We start from the raw sequence: 21,233 nt of genomic DNA on the forward strand, positions 1-21,233 counted from the left end.
CTAGCTGTTTGCTAGAATCAGCCGTCAGCTAGCGTGAGCCGTTCATGAAGCACCGATTCTCTAGACGTTTTTGGGAACCTGCCTTGCCTGGAGTGCCCCAAGACGCGATCGTGTTGGGCAGCCTCTGGGTGATCTCATCGCTAGTGACGTGCATGTGGCTCTGGCTCGATCATGCTGTGCCCAGTTGGGATGATAGCGCTCATCTTTCTGGTGCCTTGGGCTACTGGCAAATCTTGCAAAAACCAGATCTGTTTTCGGATACCTGGTGGACAACGCTATGGCAGAAGGCACCGAGCTACCGGGCACCCTTCGTTTATATCGCCACTGTTCCCTTCCTCAATCTCTTTGGGCTGGGGGCTGATCAGGCAATTCTCGTTAATCTTTTGTTTAGCGCCATCTTGATGTTGTCCGTCTACCAAATGGGGCAGCACCTGTTTGATCGCCAGACCGGAATATGGGCGGCGGGGCTATGTCTGCTCTTTCCAGAACTGGCTACGTTGCAAACGCACTACCTGTTAGATTACGGCATCACTGCGTTAGTAGCGTTTACCTTTGCTGGTGTAACGCTCTGGCGCGATGCCCACCGTCCGCAAGCTAGTTGGGTTTTGAGCGTGATCTGGGGCGTTAGCTTTGGCGTGATTATGCTAGCTAAGGCAACGAGCTTTTTATTCTTTGTTTTTCCTGCCCTTTGGCTTTTGGTGAAAGTAGTGCGCGATCGCCGGTGGCTGAAGCTGCTACAGGCGATCGTTGCGCTTTTGATTGCGTGGTTAGTTTGTGGTGCCTGGTATCGACTCAATTGGTTGACGATTATCACCTCAGCCATAACGGCGAATGGCGTTGGCGTAGCAGAAGGCGATCCGGGCTTTCGGACGCTAGAAGGTTGGCTGTATTACTGGAAAGCGCTGCCAGCTTCGGTTTCTTATCCACTCTTGCTAGTGCCGATCGGATGCTTTCTAGCAGGCTGGCTTCTCCAAACTGTGCGGTACGGTCGATCACAGCCAGTGACGCAACTTGACGAAACAGATGGAGTGTCAGAACAACAGCAAACGGCAGCCGGCAGAAATTTGCGCTGGCTCGCTGTTTTTTACGTAGGCGGCTATATTTTTTGCTCACTCAGTACTAATAAAGATACGCGCTTCATCACACCACTGCTGCCAATATTGGCGCTCATCCTAGCGTATGGGTTAACTCGCTGGCGCTATCGTTGGGTCGCGGGGTTGCGCTGGGCAACAGCTATCGTTTCTATTGTCTTGCTTTTGTTGAGTTGGTTTCCGATCGCAGGTTTAGCCACTGGCACGAAGAATGCTCCTGATCGAGGTGCGCCTTTACCTCATGAGCAAGTCATTGCAGCCGTGGCTGAGGCAGCTCCCTATTTGCGCTCCACGATCGGCATGGTGCCCAATACCGCTCAAATCAATCCGTTTAATATGGATTTTTATGGACGGTTAGCGGCGTTTCAGGTGTATACACGGGAGTTAATGTCGTCACGCTCTAACGCTCAAGACGTGCGATCGATGTCCTGGTACTTAACCAAAAGCGGTCAGTTGGGCGCAGCCGAAAAGGATAGTGCACGGCAGGCATTACAGGCACAGATTGAGCAAAATCCTGCCCTTGAGCTGCATCGTAGCTGGACGTTGCCTAATAACGAACAACTACGGCTCTATCACAGACAAACGCCGCCAATTGCAGTGGAGGTTGCCTCGATCGCGTCAGATAAAGTCAAGCTAGAAGCGGTAACACTGCTCCCATCCGCTGCACCAAACGCACCGCTACCCGTGGTTTATCAATGGGGTGGATCATGGGAGCAACTGCAACAGGGCATAGTGATCCTTACCTGGTACGGAAAGACACAACCAGAGCCACTGCTGGGGAAAGAGGCACGTTGGTTCCACGACCACGGCATTGGGCTAGGGCAACTCTATGCGGGCGATCGCACTGTTAACCCAAAGCAAGAGTTTCGCATAGTGGAACGGTTAGCAATGGTGCCTCCAAGTACGCTTGCAGCACCGTACCGTTTAGAAGCGGTTTACTTAAATCGTCAGACGGGTGAAACCTATCCGTTGTCTGTACCACCCATCCGCATAGGAAATACTTCCGCAATTAAGCCACTGATTGAGCCTGACCTGACAGTACAGCTTTATCAATTGGGCGAGTACCTGGCTCAGGGACAATTTGATGCTGTGATGCAACAGGTCGGACGGTTAAATCTGTACGATCCGATCGGGGATTATCTCGTACAAGCAGAGCAAGCGCTCACCTATCGGCTGCAACAAGAGCCGCAAAATCAGGCGATCGCCTACCCGCTTGCGCTGTCACAGGCACTACAGCGCCGAGTGCAGCCAACACTCAAAACCTTGGAATACCTGACCGGACTAGACGCGCAAAACCCCCACCTGTGGATGTACTTAGGGATCGTCCGGTTATATGATTGGCAAGGACAGGCGGCAGAGCAGGCACTCAACATGGCAGAGCAGCTACAGCCATTATTGCCAGACCTGAAAATTATGCGTGCGATCGCCGCCGCCATGCAGCTCAATCTCTCGAAAACGCTGACGTTGCTTTGAAGCTACCCTTCGCTTTAGCACCAGATTTGCATCAGAGCAGGCTAACGAAATAACCATAGCGCAGTTGCAGCCTGAAAATTTAGTGCGGTTACTCTTGCCAATAGATCTCAACTGGATTAGTCTATAGTTTAGGAATTGATGAATATCTTTCTCAAGTAATTATGTAGATTCAAGCCGAGGTTGCCTTTACAATTTGGCTTACGGTTTCGATCGTGTCAAATGATTTCTTGATATGACAAAGCTTAGGGTTAACGTTCATTCGGTCGGCGCTTTCCCGCCCAACTCTCATAAAAAATAGCTTTAGTCAGGGAAGAATCATCCTAACTAAAGCTATTTTTTGAAACAACGATCCATTACCCGACGACATTCTCCTTATAGAACGTTGAGACGGGTAGAACGATGTGCAAATTTACAAAAAACTGTTATAAGAGCAGCCGTTTGTATAGTGCAGCACAACTAATTCAACAGACCCAAAACCAGACTATCGGATGCTAAGAAATGAGCCAGATGATAAGCCCGTTCCTCCGTTTTGAGCAAAATCTTTTCATACAGATACCGAGTGGCACGATCGCCCAAGCTTTCAGCCTGAGCCGCTTGACGACGGAGAACACCAATAACGGCTTGCTCTGCTACCAAATCATTTTCCACCATCTGACGGCAGCTAAAGATGCCATCGGGTTCTGGGGTAACACAGCTCAACTCTGCAAGTTTTGTAAAGCTTGCGGCTGGCACTCCTCCTAGGCCATCCAGACGTTCACCCAGTTCGTGCGTATGCTCCTGAACTGCTTCATAGCTCTCACTAAAAAACTCATGCAGAGAATAAAATTCGGCTCCCTCAACCACAAAATGATGTTTCTGGTACTGCAAGTAGAGCGCCTGGAAACTCGCCAAAAGTGTGTTTAAGCCTTCGCAAACTGGCTCAGTGGTCGATCGCTCTAGTAAAACGGGGTTATCAGCAACTTGACCAAAGGCACGAATCAAAGTTTGAACTTCAGACATAATGTTCTCCTCTTAAGGAATTTTAGATGCGCCAATACCAATAAACGGCAACTCACTGCTAGCGATTTCAACAGTGCCGCGTTCTACAAATGTTCATGGTGTCATGCCAAGAGTATATCAATTTTCAGAATTAGTCTGTCTGGTTTTTTACGGTTTTTTATTAACACTGACATTTTTTAGCATTTATGTAGCTTGAAGCATTCTTAGATCCCTTTTACATTTAAGCCTCCCTGCACAATCAAAGTATGAAATGTCCTAGATGTAATTCAAATCAAACTCGTAAAAATGGTCATCATCACGGTAAGCAAAACTATAGTTGTAAGCAGTGCGGTCGCCAATTCTTGGAGTCATATAATACAAGAGGCTACTCAGAAGATATCAGAAAGCTTTGTTTGAAAATGCACGCTAGTGGTATGAGCTTTCGTGCTGTTGAACAAGCCACTGGTATTAGCCACAATGCCGTCATTAACTGGTTTAAGCAAGCAAACCTAGCTTTGTCCGAAGCCTCTGAATCTGAAGAAAGTCCAGAAAATGATTCAGAAGAAACCGTATTAAAAACGCTAAAAAAGTTCTTTAAATTTAAGAAAAAGCAGAAGTTTTATACCAGCAGTAACCATCTGCTTCTAGCTGCCTTTGCTTCATGACTAAACTACTTCGCTAGCAGCTCAAATCATGATGTTGTTATGCAGCTTTTGCAAGAGAATTTTGTGTGAGTAAGGGCTAGTTAGCAATAAATTTCAACAAGCGATTCCAAGTTTTTTTGCATAGGAGTGCAACTGTGATGCTAAACGACCTCAATCCCCAAACTAATGAGATGATTGAGATTCAATGTACTGATCATTGGCAAGTTTACTATCGGTTACAAGCGTTAGAAATTCCTTGCTGCTGTAGCTATTACCAGCCTTTGAAGGTGCAGGTTAGCAGTGTGGCAACAGCTCTTCAAGTATGGAGTGTTGTTCAGCAGGTAACGTTACCAAGACAAGCATTGGTGCAGCGGCTAAATGCTTGCTGGCAGGCTAGTGCTTCCCCCAACAGAGACTAACCTTACTGTGCCTTCCTAAGCCGTTCCGTGTTGCTATATGCCGTCACTGTGACTGTTAGCCAGAAATATCTGGTTCTCACAGGCTTGTAAGTGGCTCTAGCATGATTGGCGATCAGGCTTATTAACGGATACGCATTAACTTACTAATGGATATGTATTAAATTAAAACCAGCTTTTTTGTGTAGAGGCACAGCATAGCCTCAGCACCATGCTGAGACTATGCCCTTGCAGGATGTGAGGGTTCAGGATTAATTTAATTCACACTCCTGAAAGCACCCTATACCAATTCAAAAATTCTAGCCACAGCTTTCCCCGACTGCTCCTCCTTAGTCCCCCTTATAAAGAATTACGCTGTAGACAAGGGGTAACTTACCTTACAGCGTGTAATAAGGGAATTGGTATTAGACAATCGTGGTAGCTGTGCTAATAACGCTTGCACAACTCGCAGGAACTCTAGCAGTGGTCTTGCTTTAAGTGGAAGTGTGCGCTCTAAATTGCGTTGGTGTTCCCATCTCCACTCCGACATGAAGCTGAATGGAGATGGACTGTATAGAGATTTGCCAAGCAAACCGCCTTCACTCTTCTACCGCAGGTTCGACCTGTCGTGGTTGGGGAATGAACTCAGTCATCAAATCAGGTAGAAACGGTTGCCCTAAATGTCTAGAGGTAACGTTGGCTTCTGGTGTGCGCGCGTGTGAGCTTTTCGCAGCAGGCTTAGACGACTCATCCGCACTGGGAAGCCAGCCAAGAAATGGTAGCGGCAGGAGTGCTGAGAGATTGGTGATGACGATCAGAAGCGCCAGGTTGCTGAAGTTGTTTTCACTTACGCCCAGCCAATGCATGAGCACTGCGCCTGATTCCTGAGATAGCAGCCCCGCTAAGTTCACTATTGACATCAACAAGGCAAACAAGGTCGCCTCAATACCAGGAGGACAGAGCCGTGCTGCCAGCACGAGGATGGGCATATAGGCAATCCGCCCCATTACAGTTAGAACAAGGCTATCGCCCATGCTAAACCAGCGATCGTCAATGCCCAGCGCACGGTTGGTATGCGTTACCAGCAGCAACGTTGTCATACCCAAGAGCGCAGAAATTACGATCGACCAGCCGAAAATGACCCGAAAGGGTACTGTTTTGAGGAAGCGCTGAAAGAGCCAGATGCCAGCCAGGGATGCCAGACTGGTGACAAAGCTAATACGACCCAAAAATTCCGCTTCAAACCCTAGCTCATTCGTAGCAAAGAAGAAAAAGGCGGATTCCGTTGTCGGCATTGCGTGCCAGAGAAAGACAAAAGCCGTCGGTAGCCAAATCGACTTCTGGCTCATAGCTTGGCGCAACTGTCCAAGTTGATCTGAGACGATCGCCCAATTCATGCGTTCAGTGACGCGAGACTCAGTGATCATCCAGGCAACAAGAGACACAATAAGCGGAAAGGTTGCCGTGATCGCAAAAACCGTGCGAGTGCTGAAGCTTTCCAGCAGCGACCCACTGAAATAAGCAGTTAAAATGCCGCCCAGTGCCGATGCTCCCCAGCAGAGCGATTGGAGCGACCCTGCTGTACTTAAGGATTCGCCTCGTGCCCGCTCAACGACTAAAGAATCGACAATGACATCGCTAAACGCAACGGAAAGAGAACCAAGAGCGATCGCCAGTGTTGCTGCCCATGCAGAGTGCACAATCGTGGCTAAAGAGACCCAGGACAGTACGCCTAGCAACCCAGACAGAATCAAATATGGTCGCCGTCGATAGCCCAAAATTGGCAAGCCGTCTGAGATAAAGCCAAATAACGGCTTGATCATCCAGGGCAGTGCTGCTACTCCAATCAGGGCAGACACCTGAGCCGGACTCAGACCCAACTCGTCTTTCAGAAAAAAGCTTACTGCCAGCCGTGCTAACCCCAGAATTCCTTGCACGAAATAAACCAGCAAGATTGCGATTAGTTCGGCGCTTGGTTCGTTTCCGAAAAAAACTTTCTCGGTTAACGATGCTTTGATTCTGGCTAAACCAGGAGTGGAAACAATCATTGATAATTTGTTACAAACGTTTATCAATTACAGCCCCCATCATAACGCTTGATTTCAGGAGAGCCACTATTGACGCTTCTAGACTGCCCAATTTTGTTTCATAGTGATACAAAGCACGATCGGTAACAATCGCCTCCAGCAGGATCAAACAGGTCAAAGCTATCTAGTAGAGCCGTTCTCAGCCGAATGCGTCTAGTGTCTTAACGCAGGCTTTAAGGTGGGCATGATCCAAAAGAGAACCACTCGCTCTGCTGGCTTACCTCATCACGATGCTGCTCGGAGAGATGCACAGCGCTGTAAAAATGATGCTGCTTTCTGTTCTGCATCGGGATTCTGCATATGAGCTGGGGTGGGACGAATAATGCCGTTGAACAGGTCATCTAACTCATAGGGCGTGAAAAACTCCCACTGGGCACGACGATCGCAGCGAACACCGACTGCGGTAGCGGTATGAAGCCAGTCGGCAATGCCATCTTCTGTACTGCTGTAAGGTCTACGACCTGCGCGCCACCGTGCAAAGCTGGCTTGGTTTTTCACATCAAAGACGTAATCGGGAAACTGAGCAGCGAGGATAGCTTTGGCGGACAGCTCTTGATCACGATCGCCCTGATCATCAAAGAACGCAAGGTCAAAATCTTTGATGGTCAAGGCACAGTCATCAAACAACGATTGCCAGATTGTATTGCGAATAGCTCCACCTGCTAACCACCAATTAGCAAGGGGCTGTTGAGCGATTACAGGTAGCACTGCGCCGACTGGAGAATCTATCAAAATCTGCTGAAGGCGATCGCAAGTAGCCATTGGCTTCAGTTGCAGTCAGTATTTTTTAAATTTTGTTTACTTGAAGCCGTTGCCTTGGAAGCCTTAGGGCGATCGCGCTACTGCAAAGGATTTGCAAGCGTGTTGTCAGTGCTTTGAGCTAAACCTAATTGCTCTAGATGCTTAATTCGCATCGAAATAATGCAAAAACGTCATAAATCGAAATGATTTGTAAGCAAAGATACTAATTTCTATGAACAGCCCGCTTAACTTAACTTCAGCAACGTCTTGCACACACTTTGTTGTTGTTGAACAGTCTTCAGCCGCATTAACTGATTCTATATCAGAACATAGCTTGAAGTGCAGTCCGAAACGAGGGCAATATGACCAGCACGGTTCCAGCAGTAGCAAATCTGAATAAATTTGAAAAACTCAAAGCTGAAAAGGACGGTTTGGCAGTTAAAGCTGAACTAGAGCATTTTGCTCAAATTGGTTGGGAGGCAATGGATGAAGCCGATCGCGACCACCGCTTGAAATGGATGGGTGTTTTCTTTCGACCCGTCACCCCTGGCAAATTCATGATGCGGATGCGCTTGCCCAACGGCATTATGACGAGCAGTCAGATGCGCGTCTTGGCAGAAGTCGTGCAACGCTATGGTGATGATGGCAACGCTGATATCACCACACGCCAAAATCTTCAGCTACGCGGCATTCGGATTGAGGATGTACCAGATATTTTCCGTCGCTTTGAAGCGGTTGGGCTGACCAGCATCCAGTCAGGCATGGACAACGTGCGGAATATTACAGGTTCGCCCGTTGCAGGCATTGATGCTGATGAATTATTTGACACCCGCGAGCTGATTCAACAGGTTCAAGATCTGATTACCAATAAGGGCGAAGGCAATCCAGCGTTTACAAACTTGCCGCGTAAGTTCAATATTGCGATCGCCGGTTGCCGCGATAACTCGGTTCATGCCGAAATCAACGATATTGCGTTTATTCCTGCTTACAAAGATGAGCGTTTTGGCTTCAACGTTCTAGTCGGTGGTTTCTTCTCAGGCAAACGTTGTGAAGCTGCCGTTCCCTTTGATGTGTGGGTTGCGCCTGACGATGTAGTGGCATTGTGCGAAGCGCTCTTGATTGTTTATCGCGAGCACGGCTTGCGAGCTAATCGGCAAAAAGCACGGCTCATGTGGTTGATCGACGAATGGGGCGTGGCAAAGCTCCGCTCTGAAGTGGAAACCCAAATGGGTCGATCGCTGGAACCCGCTGCCCTCAAAGACGAAATCCTCTGGGACAAACGCGATCACATTGGCGTGTATGCCCAGAAGCAGCCTGGACTGAACTACCTGGGGCTACATATTCCAGTTGGTCGCCTGTTTGCTGCCGATATGTTTGACTTGGCGCGACTGGCAGATGTGTACGGTAGCGGCGAGATCCGGCTAACGGTGGAGCAGAATGTTATTCTCCCCAATGTGCCGGACTCTCGACTAGAGCCACTGCTTCAGGAACCGCTGTTGAAGAAGTTCTCGGTCGCGCCTGCCCCGCTGTCGCGATCGCTCGTCTCATGCACCGGTAGCCAGTTCTGCAACTTCGCGCTGATCGAGACTAAAAATCGTGCCCAGGCATTGATCGACGAACTGGAAGCCGAACTGGATTCGCCCAACCCAGTGCGAATTCACTGGACGGGTTGTCCCAACTCTTGTGGGCAGCCTCAGGTTGCTGACATTGGCTTAATGGGCACCAAAGTTCGCAAGGATGGCAAAACGGTTGAAGGTGTGGATATCTATATGGGTGGCAAAGTCGGCAAAGATGCCGCACTAGGCACCTGTGTCACTAAAGGTATCCCCTGTAGCGATCTCAAGCCCGTCCTGCGGGATTTATTGATGCAGCACTTTGGCTCAACATTACGTCAGCCGGTGGCTGCTGGTAGCTAAGTTTTTAGTGCCGCTCGTTGATCGATCAACGCAGTGACAGCTTGAAGACGATCGCGCCTCAAGCTAACAAGAATGCCTTTTGGCAATACCTGGGCTTAGATATAGCCCTGCATTTATTTAGGAAAGATTAGGAGCACAGTTCATGAGTCAGTTCTCAAGACGGAAGTTTATTTTTACCACTGGTGCAACGGCTGCAAGCGCCTTGTTGATCAACGGTTGTCGATCGTCTAAATCCGCTAAAAGCGAAGGCTCGCCCAGCGCGTTACCAGCCGTAAACGTCAACCCCGCCGATGCACCAGAAGTAACAACCGCGAAGCTTGGCTTTATTGCACTGACTGACTCTGCACCGCTCATCATTGCCAAGGAAAAGGGCTACTTTGAACGGTACGGCATGAAAGATGTTGAGGTGGTCAAGCAAGCCTCCTGGCCTGTCACCCGCGACAATTTGGTGCTGGGCTCCGGTGGCGGTGGCATTGATGGTGCCCATATTTTGTCCCCCATGCCTTACCTGATTTCCGCAGGCACCATCACTAAGGGCAATAAAGTGCCAATGTACATCCTGGCTCGCCTTAATCTGGATGGTCAGTGTATCTCGGTTTCCAACGACTATAAGGACATCAAACTAGGGTTAGACAGCGCTCCCCTCAAAGACGCTTTCTCAAAAGCGAAGTCAACGGGTAAGGAAATCAAGGCAGCCGTTACCTTTCCAGGTGGCAACCATGACCTCTGGATGCGCTACTGGCTGGCGGCTGGTGGCATCAACCCTGATAAAGATATTTCAACTATTCCAGTGCCGCCACCGCAAATGGTTGCCAACATGAAGGTTGGCAATATGGAAGCGTTTTGCGTGGGTGAACCCTGGAATGCTCAACTGGTTAACCAGGGGTTGGGCTTTACAGCGTTCACCACGGGAGAATTTTGGAAGAATCACCCCGAAAAGGCGTTTAGTATGCGGGCAGATTGGGTAGACAAAAACCCTAAGGCAGCCAAAGCACTCTTGATGGCAGTGCAAGAAGCGCAAATCTGGTGCGACAAGCCTGAAAACAAAGAGGAGATGTGCAAAATCATCTCCAAGCGAGAGTGGTTTAAGGTGCCCGCAAAAGACATTGTGGAACGGGCACAAGGTAAGTTTGATTACGGCAACGGCAAGGTCGTTGAAAATAGCCCCCACTTAATGAAATTCTGGGCTGAGAATGCCTCCTATCCCTTCAAGAGCCACGATCTCTGGTTCCTTACTGAAGATATTCGCTGGGGCTACATACCCGCAGATACCGACACGAAAAAGCTGGTTGATGCCGTTAACCGCGAAGATTTGTGGAAAGAAGCGGCGAAGGCGATCGGGCAAGAAGCTGCTATCCCTAAGAGCACATCGCGTGGTGTGGAAACGTTCTTTGATGGCGTTAAGTTCGATCCGGCAGACCCCAGTGCTTATCTAAAGGGTCTCAAAATCAAGAAGGTATAGGCGTTAGAAGTTTAATGCGGTTGCTTATGGGCAGATCAAGAACCAAAAGCACCGCCAACTTTTGCAGTTGGGAAATTTCATCAATTGAACCTTCCATCTTTCAAACTTTCCACCTTTCAAATCCATAGTGCTTGTTCTGCAAACCTCGCACTGTTCTGTATTGCACAACTTGCAACATCATCTGGAGTAGACCCGGAACATGGCAACAAGATTAGACATTGGTAGCGTTAGAAGTGGCTATCCGCAGCGCTTTGCCACTCTTCTTGGCAAGCGAGCCAAGAGTTTAGTGCCGTCTCTTGTGGCGCTGATCGCGTTTCTGGCTGTGTGGCAACTCTTGACCTCTGGTGAGGGTGCCAGTCTGCCTAGCCCGCTCAAAGTACTGGAAGAAACTTGGGACCCGCTGATTATTGATCCGTTTTTTGACAGCGGTGGCTCGGATGTGGGGCTGTTCTGGCAGCTTCTTGCTAGTTTGAATCGTGTGGCGATCGGCTATACGTTGGCGGCAGCCGTTGGTATTAGCGTTGGCATTTTGATCGGGTCGATCGCGCTGCTGTACCAGGCGGTTGATCCCATCTTTCAGGTTTTGCGAACGATTCCGCCCCTAGCCTGGCTACCCATCTCGCTAGCGGCTTTCCAGCAGGCGAATCCATCAGCAATTTTCGTAATCTTTATTACGGCAATCTGGCCCATCATCATCAATACTGCCGTTGGGGTTCAGCAGATTCCGCAGGACTACACGAACGTAGCTAAGGTGCTGCAACTTTCAAAGACGGAATATTTCACCAAGATTTTGTTGCCTGCGACTGTACCGTATATTTTCACAGGGTTGAAGATTTCAGTCGGGCTATCGTGGCTGGCGATCGTTGCGGCTGAAATGCTCACAGGCGGCGTTGGTATTGGCTTCTTTATCTGGGATTCCTACAACAGCGGCAACCTGAGCGAAGTAATTTTAGCCGTTATCTATGTTGGCGTTGTGGGCTTGTTGCTGGATAAATTGATCACGTTTATCTCCTCGTTGGTTGTTTCCCAAGAGCAGAAATAGAGCGGTTAATGCTCAAGAATAGAAGTCAATGGATTGCTTCTGTTCTCCCTCTGATCGTTCTTGCGTTGGCTTCCTTACCCCTCACTCTTAGTTGCCATGTCTTCCTTCGTCGAAGTTGATCACGTTGATCAGGTCTTTCCATTACCCAACGGTCTTAAATACATCGCGCTCAAGAATATCACCCTCGATATTACAAAAGGAGAGTTCATCACTCTGCTGGGTCACTCTGGCTGCGGCAAATCAACCCTGCTAAATATTATTGCGGGGCTGAATACTCCAACGCAGGGCGGCGTAGTGCTGGAGGGACGGCAGGTGACAAAACCGGGTCCCGATCGCATGGTCGTATTTCAAAACTATTCGCTTTTGCCCTGGCTCACTGTGCGGGAAAACATTGCGTTAGCAGTCAATCGGGTGATGAAAGACTTGCCAGCCGAAGAACGCAAGGACATCATCGAACGTCACATTGATCTGGTAAAACTGCGTCCAGCTGCAAATAAAAAGCCAGGGCAGTTGTCGGGTGGTATGAAACAACGGGTCGCGATCGCTCGTGCGCTGTCTATTCGTCCGAAGTTGCTGCTGTTGGATGAACCCTTTGGTGCGTTGGATGCTCTCACGCGCAGCAGTTTGCAGGATCAGTTGATGCAGATTGCGGACGAATACCAGTTGACCTGCATTATGGTGACGCATGATGTGGATGAAGCGTTGCTGTTGTCCGATCGCATCGTCATGCTGACCAATGGACCAGAATCCTACGTAGGGCAAATTCTAGAGGTGCCGTTTGTGCGTCCGCGCGATCGTCTCAAGGTGGTCAACCACTCGAACTACTACGCGCTGCGGTCAGAGATTGTCTACTTCCTCAATCAGCAGAAGAAAGCAAAGCAGCGTAAGGTGGGGCAAACTGCCGTAATCGCCCGCAACGGCTTAGAAAAAGTCAACCTGGAGCTTGGCTTTGTACCACTAACCGACTGTGCGCCGCTGATTATTGCTAAAGAAAAAGGCTTCTTTCAAAAACATGGTTTGGAGGACGTAACGCTGTCGCGGGAACCAAGCTGGAAAGCGATTTCTGAAGGCGTAGCATCGAAGCGTTTAGATGCGGCTCAGATGACGGCTGGAATGCCGCTAGCAATGACGCTAGGGATGGGTGGTAAAGCGCCCTTGCCGACCGTAACAGGACTGGTACTCAGTCGCAACGGCAATGCCATTACCTTTAGCAAGCAACTGTACGATGCTGGCGTGCGGACATTGGCAGATTTCAAGCACGCGATCGCCCAAACTCCAGACAAAATCCATACGCTGGCAGTTGTACATCCCTCCTCTATGCACAACCTGCTGCTGCGTCACTGGCTGGCATCAGGCGGTATCGACCCCGATACGGATGTGAGTCTAACGGTGATTCCACCCGCGCAAATGGTGGCAACGTTGAAAGCAGGCAGCATTGATGGTTTCTGCGCTGGCGAACCCTGGAACTCCCATGCTGTACAGGAAGGGCTGGGCTTTGTTGTCGCGACCGATTTCAACATCTGGCCAGGGCATCTAGAAAAGGTGCTGGGCGTGCGCGAAGATTGGGCGAACCAGTACCCCAACACCCATCTGGCACTGGTCAAAGCGCTGCTAGAAGCCTGCGAATACTGCGACGATCGCCGCAACCGCGAAGAACTCGCCACCTTGCTGAGTCGCCCCGAATATGTCGGTGCAAAACTTGAATACCTTCGCCCTGGTTTAGTTGATCCCTACCGTCGTAGCCTCGACTCTGAACCAGAAAACCTACCACGCTTCAATCAGTTTTACGTGGATCAGACGAATTGCCCCTATCGCACCGAAGGGCTATGGATTATGACCCAGTTTGCTCGTTGGGGTCTCACACCCTTTCCCAAAAACTGGGTGGACGTGCTCGATCGCGTGCGTCGAGTAGACGTATTTGGTGAAGCAGCACGCGAGCTCGGTTTGCTAGATATTGAACCCAATCGTGGTCTTGTTCACTTTGCTGATGGCAGTGTGTTTAACCCTGACGATCCCGTTGGCTATCTCAATGGTTTGGCAATCAAACGCGAGCTTCGGATTGAAGAAGTGGCGATCGACGCCCTTGTCGCCGCTACTGTTTAAGTTCTTAAGCAGAAAAGAAGGCTGAAGGCTTAAAGGCTAACGCAACCCAAAGCGTTCCCCGACTCCTCAGCCTCCTGCCCACCTCACTCCTCCACCTCACTTCTTTCCCCTATGCAAACTGTTAACAGCACAACTGTTGAACCCAAACTGTCGCCACCGTCAGAGCCATTTCTGGTAATTGAGCAGCTCACCAAGTCGTATCCCGTTGCAGGTGGTGAAGACTACGTCGTTCTGGATGGCATTGATCTCACGGTCAATGAAGGTGAGTTTGTTTGCGTTATTGGTCACTCTGGCTGTGGCAAATCAACGCTACTGGATATGGTGTCGGGCTTTCGTACGCCTACTATTGGCGAAGTGCGGCTGCAAAACAAGCGCATCACTCAACCAGGACCCGATCGCATGGTGGTGTTCCAAAACTACTCCCTCTTGCCCTGGATGACAGCGTTTGAGAACATTTATTTGGGCATTCACTCCGTTTGGCCCGACAAGCCGAAAGCCGAGAAAGACCAGATTGTTCACGATCACTTGGCGCTAGTAGGTCTGACCGAAGCCGCTAACAAAAAACCAGGGCAGTTATCTGGTGGGATGAAGCAGCGGGTTTGCATTGCTAGAGCGCTGGCGTTACGTCCGCAAGTGTTGGTTTTAGATGAACCGTTTGGTGCGCTTGATCCCATCACGCGAGAAGAATTGCAGGAAGAACTGCTAAAAATCTGGACGGAGCATCGCGTCACAGTTTTGATGATTACCCACGACATTGATGAAGCACTGTTATTGAGCGATCGCCTGGTAATGATGACCAACGGACCAGCAGCAAAGATCGGCGAGGTGTTGACCATTCCGTTCCCGCGCCCGCGCGATCGCACCCTTGTGATGGAAGACCCCAAGTATTACGAACTGCGTAACTATGCGCTGGACTTCCTGTACCACCGTTTTGCTCATGATGATGTTGGGTAATTGCAGTTCATGCCCCCCTTGTTGCAACGAATCCTAGCTATGGCTCAAACCTCTACGTCACTTCCTGATCGTTGGTCTCAGCGTATTCTTTGCTATTACGAGAATGTCAGTAGCCAGATGCAAATTGCCCGCATTGCAAACATCCCCAATGGAGTGTTTGAGCGTGTGATTTTTCCCCGAGAGCGCCTATTGTTTGAGACGTTGCCGGAGGCATTGCTCGAAGTTCGTACTAGCACCAGCGCTTTACTGCTAGACCAGATTCCGTGTCTGAGCTTGCAGGTAAGAGAGGGACTTCGCACTGGGCTAAATTTTGCCGATGCCACGATGGATAGCGCCTATGACTGACCCTATTAAAACCCTCTGCCCCTACTGTGGTGTTGGTTGCGGTCTTGAAGTATCGCCGCCAGCCATACCCGGTAAAACTGTCAATCGTGATAAACAAGGCACACCGATTTGGCAGGCACGGGGCGATCGTACGCATCCGTCCAGTCAGGGAATGGTTTGCGTCAAGGGTGCCACGATCGCCGAGTCGCTGCACAAAGATCGCTTGCTGCATCCAATGGTACGCGATTCGCTGGATGAACCCTTTCGCCGTGCTACCTGGGATGAAGCATTGGGGCGAGTGGTCGATCGCATCCAAACCGTCCGCGCTACTAAGGGAGCTGATGCGCTCTGCATGTACGGTTCTGGGCAGTTCAACACCGAAGATTATTACGTTGCCCAAAAGCTAATGAAAGGCTTTCTTGGCACCAATAATTTTGATGCCAACTCGCGGCTGTGTATGTCGTCTGCTGTTGCTGGCTATGTTCAAAGTTTTGGCGCGGACGGTCCACCTTGTTGCTATGACGATTTGGATGTGACCGACTGCGCTTTTTTGATTGGTACGAACGCTGCCGAATGTCACCCCATTCTTTTTAATCGACTGCGAAAGCACCACAAGCAGAACAAGCACGTCAAGCTAATTGTGGTTGATCCACGCAAAACCCAAACCGCAGAGGTTGCTGATTTGCATCTGGCGATTCAGCCGGGTACTGATATTGATTTGCTCAATGGTCTTGCCTACCTGCTGCTTTATCGGGGCTACCTAGATTCGGTTTTTGTCACTAAGCACACGAGCCACTTTACTGCTTTTGCAGAAGTTATTGAGGACTATACCCCGGATGTCGTTGCAAAACGATGTGGCATTTCTAAAGAGGATCTAGAAACAGCTGCCCGGTATTGGGGTGAATCGCAACGAGTGCTGTCCATGTGGTCGATGGGTGTGAACCAGTCGAGCGAAGGCACGGCAAAGGTGAGATCGATCATCAACCTGCACCTCATGACAGGACAAATCGGCAAACCGGGCGCAGGACCGTTTTCGCTTACAGGGCAACCGAATGCGATGGGTGGACGTGAAGCTGGTGGTCTGTCTCATCTGCTGCCAGGGTATCGCTCGGTCAAGAATCCGCAGCACCGTGCCGAGGTCGAGCAGTTTTGGGGCTTGGAACCAGGACAGATTGCTGCTCAACCGGGACGTACTGCCTGGGACATGATTACAGGCTTAGAAGAGGGAGCCGTCGAGTTTTTGTGGATTGCTGCAACGAATCCGGTCGTCAGTATGCCGGATCTAGAGCGAACGAAACGTGCCCTGCTGCGATCGCCTTTCACGGTCTATCAAGAAGCCTATTACCCGACTGAAACGACCCCTTACGCTCACGTGCTGCTGCCTGCTGCCCAATGGAGCGAAGCCCCTGGCACAATGACCAACTCCGAACGGCGCGTCACCCTTTGCCCTCAGTTCCGCACGCCTCCTGGTGAAGCCCGTGCCGATTGGGTGATTTTTGCAGAAGTCGCACGGCGGTTGGGCTTTGGCAAGCCGTTTACCTTCAACGGTGCCGCTGATGTTCATGCCGAATTTGTGCAGCTAACCCGCGATCGACCCTGCGATATGACTGGTATCAGCCACGATCGTCTCCGCCACGAAGGTCCCCTACAATGGCCTTGCACTAAAGGTGAAGATGAGGGCAACATTATCCAAACTGAGAAAGGCAGATTTCGCTTTCCCTCCTTTATTCGCAATCCACAAAAGCTTTCAGCCTCTCGGTTAGCAGCAAAGCGCCTCTACGCCAATCGCCGGTTTTACACGCCGGATGGCCGTGCCCACTTTGCAGCCTACCACTCGCGCGGCTTGGCAGAGCCACCCGACGACAACTATCCCTACGTGCTGACGACTGGCAGATTGTATGGGCACTGGCATACTCAAACCCGTACTGGACGAGTCGATAAAATTAGCCAAATGTATGATGGTCCGTTCATCGAGATTCATCCCCGCGATGCGTCTGCACTGGGTATTGAGGATGGTGGATGGCTAGAAGTGCGATCGCAACGTGGCATTGCGCGTTTCCCGGCTAAAATAACCACCGCTATCACACGCAAAACCGTCTTTGTGCCCATGCATTGGGGTGCCTTATGGGCGAAGCAAGCCGAAGCCAATGCCCTTACCCATGCCACAGCTTGCCCAGACTCATTGCAGCCAGAGCTAAAAGCCTGTGCAGTTCAGCTTGTGCCAGTCGCGCCTGAAGCTGATGGTGCTACATCAGACCCTGCTATGGCATTAGGCACATTGTTGCCACCGCTTTTTGTTTAAGCTTACGAAGCATTTAAGCCTGTGGTGATTGGTGCCAAAGTTTTTCTAGCAGTTTAATTTGGGCTTCTAGTGTGGCGGTGCGCTGCGCTTGATGGCGATCGTGCAGCACTAGCCCAACGCTAAACCCAAGGGGCAGCACCAGATAAATTAACGCTAAGAGAATATTTGCCATTTGCTCCATCTGCGTCCGGCTTAGACTAAGCGGTGAGGTTGCCAGAGTGGCATGACCTGCTTGGACTGGCACCATCTGGGCAACAGAAGGAGCCGCGATCGTCATTATGCTTGCAGTAGTAAGACAACCGATCGCTAGAGGAACGAGTTTACGTCCGATCGTGCGTTGCCCCTTATGCCAACTGCCGCTTACCTGAGCAGGAGCAACATTAAAACGCTCTTGCACTACATCTGAAATCATTGTTTTAAGATGAATTTAAAGTCAACTTTCTGTATCTAATAATACTCTCTCTACTTTTTCTGATCAAGCTGTACTCTAGTCTGTCGCGCAGGCAGAGTGACGGGAAGCAGCGCTCGATTAGAACGTAGAGGCATACATAAGCAGATGGTCAGCACGTGATGTATCAAAAACTACTGGCATCGTACCCATCAAAAAGTGCTGACTATAGCTTTCCCTGCTTAATCTCTCAGTACCCTTATGAAGGAGAAAGCCGCAGGCAGAGGGATTTTGCTTTGTAGCGTGTAGAAAAGGCGTTGGTATAAAGTGCCTGCTACAAAGCGCTAGAGTCGATCGCTATAGCGTCCAACTAACACTGATTTGATCTAGCAATGGTCAATTCAACGTAGGTGCGATCGTGTAAACGTTATGTCTTGAAATTCTGACAAAGGCGACCAAAACAGTGTACACAGCATGATTCTGTTTTGGTTAACCAATAAAGCATCAAAAGCCCAATTTTTCAAACGTTAAGGGATCTGCTTCTTGGCAATTGCTTGCTATGCCTGTTTGAAGCAATCCATGCGCGATCGACATTTTTTGTCTGTTGATCGCGCACGCTTTAGTTCTAAACGTTACGGGCAATACATTTATCAAAGCTGACAAAATCTAACTTGATTACATGAGCTAAAAGCAATCATTTCAATTGCTCAAATCAAACATTTTCACACCTTATTGAAGAGTACGCTTTTGCACATTCAGCAAGTTTTTTAATTAAGGAAAGTGCACAGAATAAAGCTTTTTCTTATTTGCTTAAAGGATATTTTTGGCATCAGTTGTACTGGCACTGGCTGTCTTTTCTTCACCACCTATTGAGAAGCCCTATGGTATCTACGTCTTCACCAAGTAACGATCGTTCCAGTCAAGATACAGCTACTGAAACCGACGAAGCGCAGCGCAGTTATGGTGCAAATGAGCTGGGTTATCAACAATTGATTCTCTGTGCGGCGCTGATTGGTATTGCCGGAGGGTTAGTAGCAACTGTCTATTACGATGTTTTAGAAGCCTGTCTTCATATGACCTGGCATACCTTGCCTGAGTTGATTACTCCGTACTTTCCAGCTAATATTCCTGCTTGGAACTATGTGTGGATAGCAACGACGATCGGTGGCTTCTGCGTCGGTTTGACCTTGCATTACATGGGGCTACCGGGTGAAGTGGCAATGGTAGTCGATAAAGTGCATGATCCGGGTCGCATTGATATCAAACAAACGCCAGCCATGATTGTTGCGTCTCTGTTTTCCATTACGGCTGGCGGTAGTGCAGGACCCGAAGCGCCCCTGGTGCAGATTCTTGGTAGCTTTGGGGGTTGGTTAGGCGGCAAGCTAGGACTAACATTACTCAATACTCGTGTTCTAACGTTCTGCGGCATGAGCGCAGCCTTGGGTGCCTTTTTTGGTGCACCGTTGGGTGGAGCACTGTTTGCGCTAGAGATACCCCACCGACGCGGATTGGAATACTACGAGGCGTTGATTCCAGCCGTGCTATCGGCAATCCTTAGCTTTTTTGTGTTTCGCTTCAACACAGGGCTAACGATCGGCGGGATGTACCAGTTTGCCATCATTCCACAATTGACGCTGATGAGTCTGGGGCACGGGTTGCTGCTTGGTGCAATGGGGGCGCTGATTGCAGTGGTCTTTGTAGGGTTATTTCGGCTCATTGGGTTGCTGCTGAAGCGCCTGGAACACCACACTATTCTGCTGGCAACCTTAGGTGGGTTGGCGATCGGCTTACTAGCTCTGGCAGTGCCTCAAACCCTCTTTTTCGGTGAGAAAGAAATTCAAACGGTCGTTGAAACAGGTGCAACGTTGGGATTAACGATGCTGCTCATCGTCGGTTTCACTAAAATGCTGGCAATTAGCTTCACGCTACACTCTGGATTTCGGGGCGGCTTTATCTTTCCACTGTTTTACCTCGGCGCAACGTTTGGCTACGCGATCGCGCTGATCGTGCCTGACATTCATCCAACCATTGCAATGGTGTGCATGATGGCAGCCGTGAATGTGGCAATCACCAAAACGCCCATCAGCACAACTGTCATCTTGAGCGTACTGTCAGATACGGCAATGGTGCCAGTCGTGCTAATTGCAAGCTTTACGAGCTTTCTGCTAACGACTCAGGTGTCGTTGATTGGTACACAGCGATCGCGCACCGTCTTCCCCAACGGAGAAAGCTTTCAGGCAGACCCTCAGGCGATCGCTGTGGAAGTACCCGTAAAAGTGTAAGGTGATTGTCAAGAACTAACAGGGTCAGCATGAGCAAGCGATCGCCCTGAGTGAAGATAAAAGTCGAGGTAAGTAAGAGGTGTTAGGATTGCCACTCGCCTTTTACCGCTTGTTTTACCGTTTGCCTGTCTCCCAGGACTGCTACAACTAATGGCTCTCTCCTTACCCCAACTTTTCCGCTTTACCGATCGCACCCTCTCAGCGCGACTGACACAGGTAGGGTTGATAATCACAGTGTTTTTTATTGGTTTAGTCGTACTGGCTCCAGTGCTACAAGGCATTGGCTGGCTCCAAGACCCTACTGAGTTTCTGGAAAATCCCCCTCAAGAGCCACCATCCTTAAGCCATTGGTTTGGCACTACTCGTTTGGGCTATGACGTGCTTTCTCGCACAATCTTTGGTAGCCAGGCAGCGCTTCAGGTAGTGGTTTTAGCAACGGTTTTAAGTTTGGTAATTGGCGTACCGTTAGGTATGGTCAGTGGCTATCTGGGCGGTCGATTGGATCGCCTGCTGCTGTTTCTGATGGATACGATCTACACGCTACCAGGGCTGTTGTTATCAGTAACGCTGGCGTTTGTGGTCGGTCGTGGTGTAGTGAATGCGGCGATCGCCCTCAGCATTGCCTACGTCCCTCAGTATTACCGGGTAGTACGCAACCATACGGTAAGCGTTAAGACTGAGCTTTTTATTGAAGCAGCGCAGGCAATGGGCGCGTCTACATGGGCAATCCTCAGCCGCTACCTGTTTCTGAATGTGGTGCAGAGTGTGCCAGTGCTGTTTACGCTCAATGCTGCCGATGCCATTCTAACGCTGGGCAGCTTGGGTTTTCTGGGGCTAGGTTTGCCAGAAGAAACAGCTGAATGGGGCTACGACCTACGGCAGGCGCTAGATGGGCTGTCTACAGGCGGCATTTGGTGGACAACGCTGTTTCCTGGTCTAGCGATGACGCTAATGGTCGTTGGTTTGTCGCTGCTAGGCGAGGGGTTGAATGAGTGGCTCAACCAAAAGGAGCGGTGAGGGCTGAAGGATAAATCAGGTTCTTCTTGCCTAT

At 49.9% G+C, this 21,233-nt stretch carries 16 protein-coding genes; 12 read left to right on the forward strand and 4 right to left on the reverse strand.

Annotation, left to right across the window (positions count from 1 at the left end):
* Positions 1-44: 44 nt before the first annotated feature.
* Positions 45-2,564: a glycosyltransferase family 39 protein gene (locus H6F86_RS11055; protein ID WP_190448655.1), complete on the forward strand. Its 2,520-nt coding sequence runs from the start codon at positions 45-47 to the stop codon at positions 2,562-2,564.
* A gap of 456 nt (positions 2,565-3,020) precedes the next feature.
* Here H6F86_RS11055 and H6F86_RS11060 read toward each other — a convergent pair whose 3' ends face one another.
* A complete protein-coding gene (locus tag H6F86_RS11060) occupies positions 3,021-3,563 on the reverse strand; it encodes a Dps family protein (protein WP_190448656.1) in 543 nt (180 codons plus the stop codon).
* 245 nt (positions 3,564-3,808) lie between these two features.
* Between H6F86_RS11060 and H6F86_RS11065 the strand changes: the two genes are divergently transcribed.
* Positions 3,809-4,207 carry an IS1 family transposase gene (locus tag H6F86_RS11065; protein ID WP_190448657.1) on the forward strand — a complete coding sequence of 133 codons (399 nt, stop codon included), beginning with the start codon at positions 3,809-3,811 and terminating at the stop codon, positions 4,205-4,207.
* A gap of 137 nt (positions 4,208-4,344) precedes the next feature.
* Positions 4,345-4,605 (forward strand): Asr1405/Asl0597 family protein, encoded by a 261-nt coding sequence (locus H6F86_RS11070; RefSeq protein ID WP_190448677.1) that lies wholly within the window; start codon positions 4,345-4,347, stop codon positions 4,603-4,605.
* 575 nt (positions 4,606-5,180) lie between these two features.
* Here H6F86_RS11070 and H6F86_RS11075 read toward each other — a convergent pair.
* Together H6F86_RS11075 and H6F86_RS11080 are read right to left on the reverse strand one after the other, a co-directional pair.
* Complete coding sequence (locus tag H6F86_RS11075; RefSeq protein ID WP_190448658.1) at positions 5,181-6,629, reverse strand: folate/biopterin family MFS transporter; 1,449 nt, start codon at positions 6,627-6,629, stop codon at positions 5,181-5,183.
* 264 nt (positions 6,630-6,893) lie between these two features.
* Positions 6,894-7,430, reverse strand: a complete 537-nt coding sequence (locus H6F86_RS11080) for a nucleotidyltransferase family protein (protein WP_190448659.1) — start codon at positions 7,428-7,430, stop codon at positions 6,894-6,896.
* Positions 7,431-7,771: 341 nt separating this feature from the next.
* Between H6F86_RS11080 and H6F86_RS11085 the strand changes: the two genes are divergently transcribed.
* The 7 genes from H6F86_RS11085 to H6F86_RS11115 all read left to right on the forward strand — a co-directional run bounded on the left by H6F86_RS11085 (position 7,772) and on the right by H6F86_RS11115 (position 17,512).
* On the forward strand, positions 7,772-9,325 hold the full coding sequence (locus H6F86_RS11085; RefSeq protein ID WP_190448660.1) for a ferredoxin--nitrite reductase: 1,554 nt from the start codon (positions 7,772-7,774) through the stop codon (positions 9,323-9,325).
* A 142-nt stretch (positions 9,326-9,467) separates the two neighbouring features.
* Positions 9,468-10,787: a CmpA/NrtA family ABC transporter substrate-binding protein gene (locus H6F86_RS11090; protein WP_190448661.1), complete on the forward strand. Its 1,320-nt coding sequence runs from the start codon at positions 9,468-9,470 to the stop codon at positions 10,785-10,787.
* 199 nt (positions 10,788-10,986) lie between these two features.
* The gene (ntrB, locus tag H6F86_RS11095) at positions 10,987-11,829 is read left to right on the forward strand and encodes a nitrate ABC transporter permease (protein ID WP_190448662.1); all 843 of its coding nucleotides are present in this window, start codon (positions 10,987-10,989) and stop codon (positions 11,827-11,829) included.
* Between the two features lie 96 nt (positions 11,830-11,925).
* Positions 11,926-13,932, forward strand: a complete 2,007-nt coding sequence (locus H6F86_RS11100) for a nitrate ABC transporter ATP-binding protein (RefSeq protein ID WP_190448663.1) — start codon at positions 11,926-11,928, stop codon at positions 13,930-13,932.
* A gap of 111 nt (positions 13,933-14,043) precedes the next feature.
* A complete protein-coding gene (locus tag H6F86_RS11105) occupies positions 14,044-14,886 on the forward strand; it encodes a nitrate ABC transporter ATP-binding protein (protein WP_190448664.1) in 843 nt (280 codons plus the stop codon).
* A gap of 39 nt (positions 14,887-14,925) precedes the next feature.
* Positions 14,926-15,231, forward strand: a complete 306-nt coding sequence (locus H6F86_RS11110) for a DUF1830 domain-containing protein (RefSeq protein ID WP_190448665.1) — start codon at positions 14,926-14,928, stop codon at positions 15,229-15,231.
* On the forward strand, positions 15,224-17,512 hold the full coding sequence (locus H6F86_RS11115; RefSeq protein WP_190448666.1) for a nitrate reductase: 2,289 nt from the start codon (positions 15,224-15,226) through the stop codon (positions 17,510-17,512). The genes H6F86_RS11110 and H6F86_RS11115 overlap by 8 nt, the downstream gene beginning before the upstream one ends.
* Positions 17,513-17,525: 13 nt before the next feature.
* On the opposite strand, the gene H6F86_RS11120 is transcribed toward H6F86_RS11115, so the two are convergent.
* Positions 17,526-17,924 (reverse strand): hypothetical protein, encoded by a 399-nt coding sequence (locus H6F86_RS11120; protein WP_190448667.1) that lies wholly within the window; start codon positions 17,922-17,924, stop codon positions 17,526-17,528.
* Between the two features lie 857 nt (positions 17,925-18,781).
* Here H6F86_RS11120 and H6F86_RS11125 point away from each other — a divergent pair.
* Both H6F86_RS11125 and H6F86_RS11130 read left to right on the forward strand, forming a co-directional pair.
* Positions 18,782-20,182, forward strand: coding sequence for a chloride channel protein (locus H6F86_RS11125; RefSeq protein WP_190448668.1), 1,401 nt, complete (start codon positions 18,782-18,784; stop codon positions 20,180-20,182).
* 150 nt (positions 20,183-20,332) lie between these two features.
* Positions 20,333-21,199 (forward strand): ABC transporter permease, encoded by an 867-nt coding sequence (locus H6F86_RS11130; protein WP_190448669.1) that lies wholly within the window; start codon positions 20,333-20,335, stop codon positions 21,197-21,199.
* Positions 21,200-21,233: the final 34 nt, after the last annotated feature.

Origin of the sequence: Phormidium sp. FACHB-592 (assembly GCF_014695795.1) — a bacterium.
Taxonomy (GTDB): Bacteria; Cyanobacteriota; Cyanobacteriia; order Leptolyngbyales; family Leptolyngbyaceae; genus Stenomitos.

Bases quoted from the DNA above. Each gene is read 5' to 3' on its own strand.
- H6F86_RS11130 (WP_190448669.1), top strand. From the start codon at position 20,333: ATGGCTCTCTCCTTACCCCAACTTTTCCGCTTTACCGATCGCACCCTC.
- H6F86_RS11120 (WP_190448667.1), bottom strand. From the start codon at position 17,924: ATGATTTCAGATGTAGTGCAAGAGCGTTTTAATGTTGCTCCTGCTCAG.
- H6F86_RS11060 (WP_190448656.1), bottom strand. From the start codon at position 3,563: ATGTCTGAAGTTCAAACTTTGATTCGTGCCTTTGGTCAAGTTGCTGAT.
- H6F86_RS11090 (WP_190448661.1), top strand. From the start codon at position 9,468: ATGAGTCAGTTCTCAAGACGGAAGTTTATTTTTACCACTGGTGCAACG.
- H6F86_RS11080 (WP_190448659.1), bottom strand. From the start codon at position 7,430: ATGGCTACTTGCGATCGCCTTCAGCAGATTTTGATAGATTCTCCAGTC.
- ntrB (WP_190448662.1), top strand. From the start codon at position 10,987: ATGGCAACAAGATTAGACATTGGTAGCGTTAGAAGTGGCTATCCGCAG.
- H6F86_RS11055 (WP_190448655.1), top strand. From the start codon at position 45: ATGAAGCACCGATTCTCTAGACGTTTTTGGGAACCTGCCTTGCCTGGA.
- H6F86_RS11115 (WP_190448666.1), top strand. From the start codon at position 15,224: ATGACTGACCCTATTAAAACCCTCTGCCCCTACTGTGGTGTTGGTTGC.
- H6F86_RS11070 (WP_190448677.1), top strand. From the start codon at position 4,345: ATGCTAAACGACCTCAATCCCCAAACTAATGAGATGATTGAGATTCAA.
- H6F86_RS11065 (WP_190448657.1), top strand. From the start codon at position 3,809: ATGAAATGTCCTAGATGTAATTCAAATCAAACTCGTAAAAATGGTCAT.
- H6F86_RS11110 (WP_190448665.1), top strand. From the start codon at position 14,926: ATGGCTCAAACCTCTACGTCACTTCCTGATCGTTGGTCTCAGCGTATT.
- H6F86_RS11125 (WP_190448668.1), top strand. From the start codon at position 18,782: ATGGTATCTACGTCTTCACCAAGTAACGATCGTTCCAGTCAAGATACA.
- H6F86_RS11100 (WP_190448663.1), top strand. From the start codon at position 11,926: ATGTCTTCCTTCGTCGAAGTTGATCACGTTGATCAGGTCTTTCCATTA.
- H6F86_RS11075 (WP_190448658.1), bottom strand. From the start codon at position 6,629: ATGATTGTTTCCACTCCTGGTTTAGCCAGAATCAAAGCATCGTTAACC.
- H6F86_RS11105 (WP_190448664.1), top strand. From the start codon at position 14,044: ATGCAAACTGTTAACAGCACAACTGTTGAACCCAAACTGTCGCCACCG.
- H6F86_RS11085 (WP_190448660.1), top strand. From the start codon at position 7,772: ATGACCAGCACGGTTCCAGCAGTAGCAAATCTGAATAAATTTGAAAAA.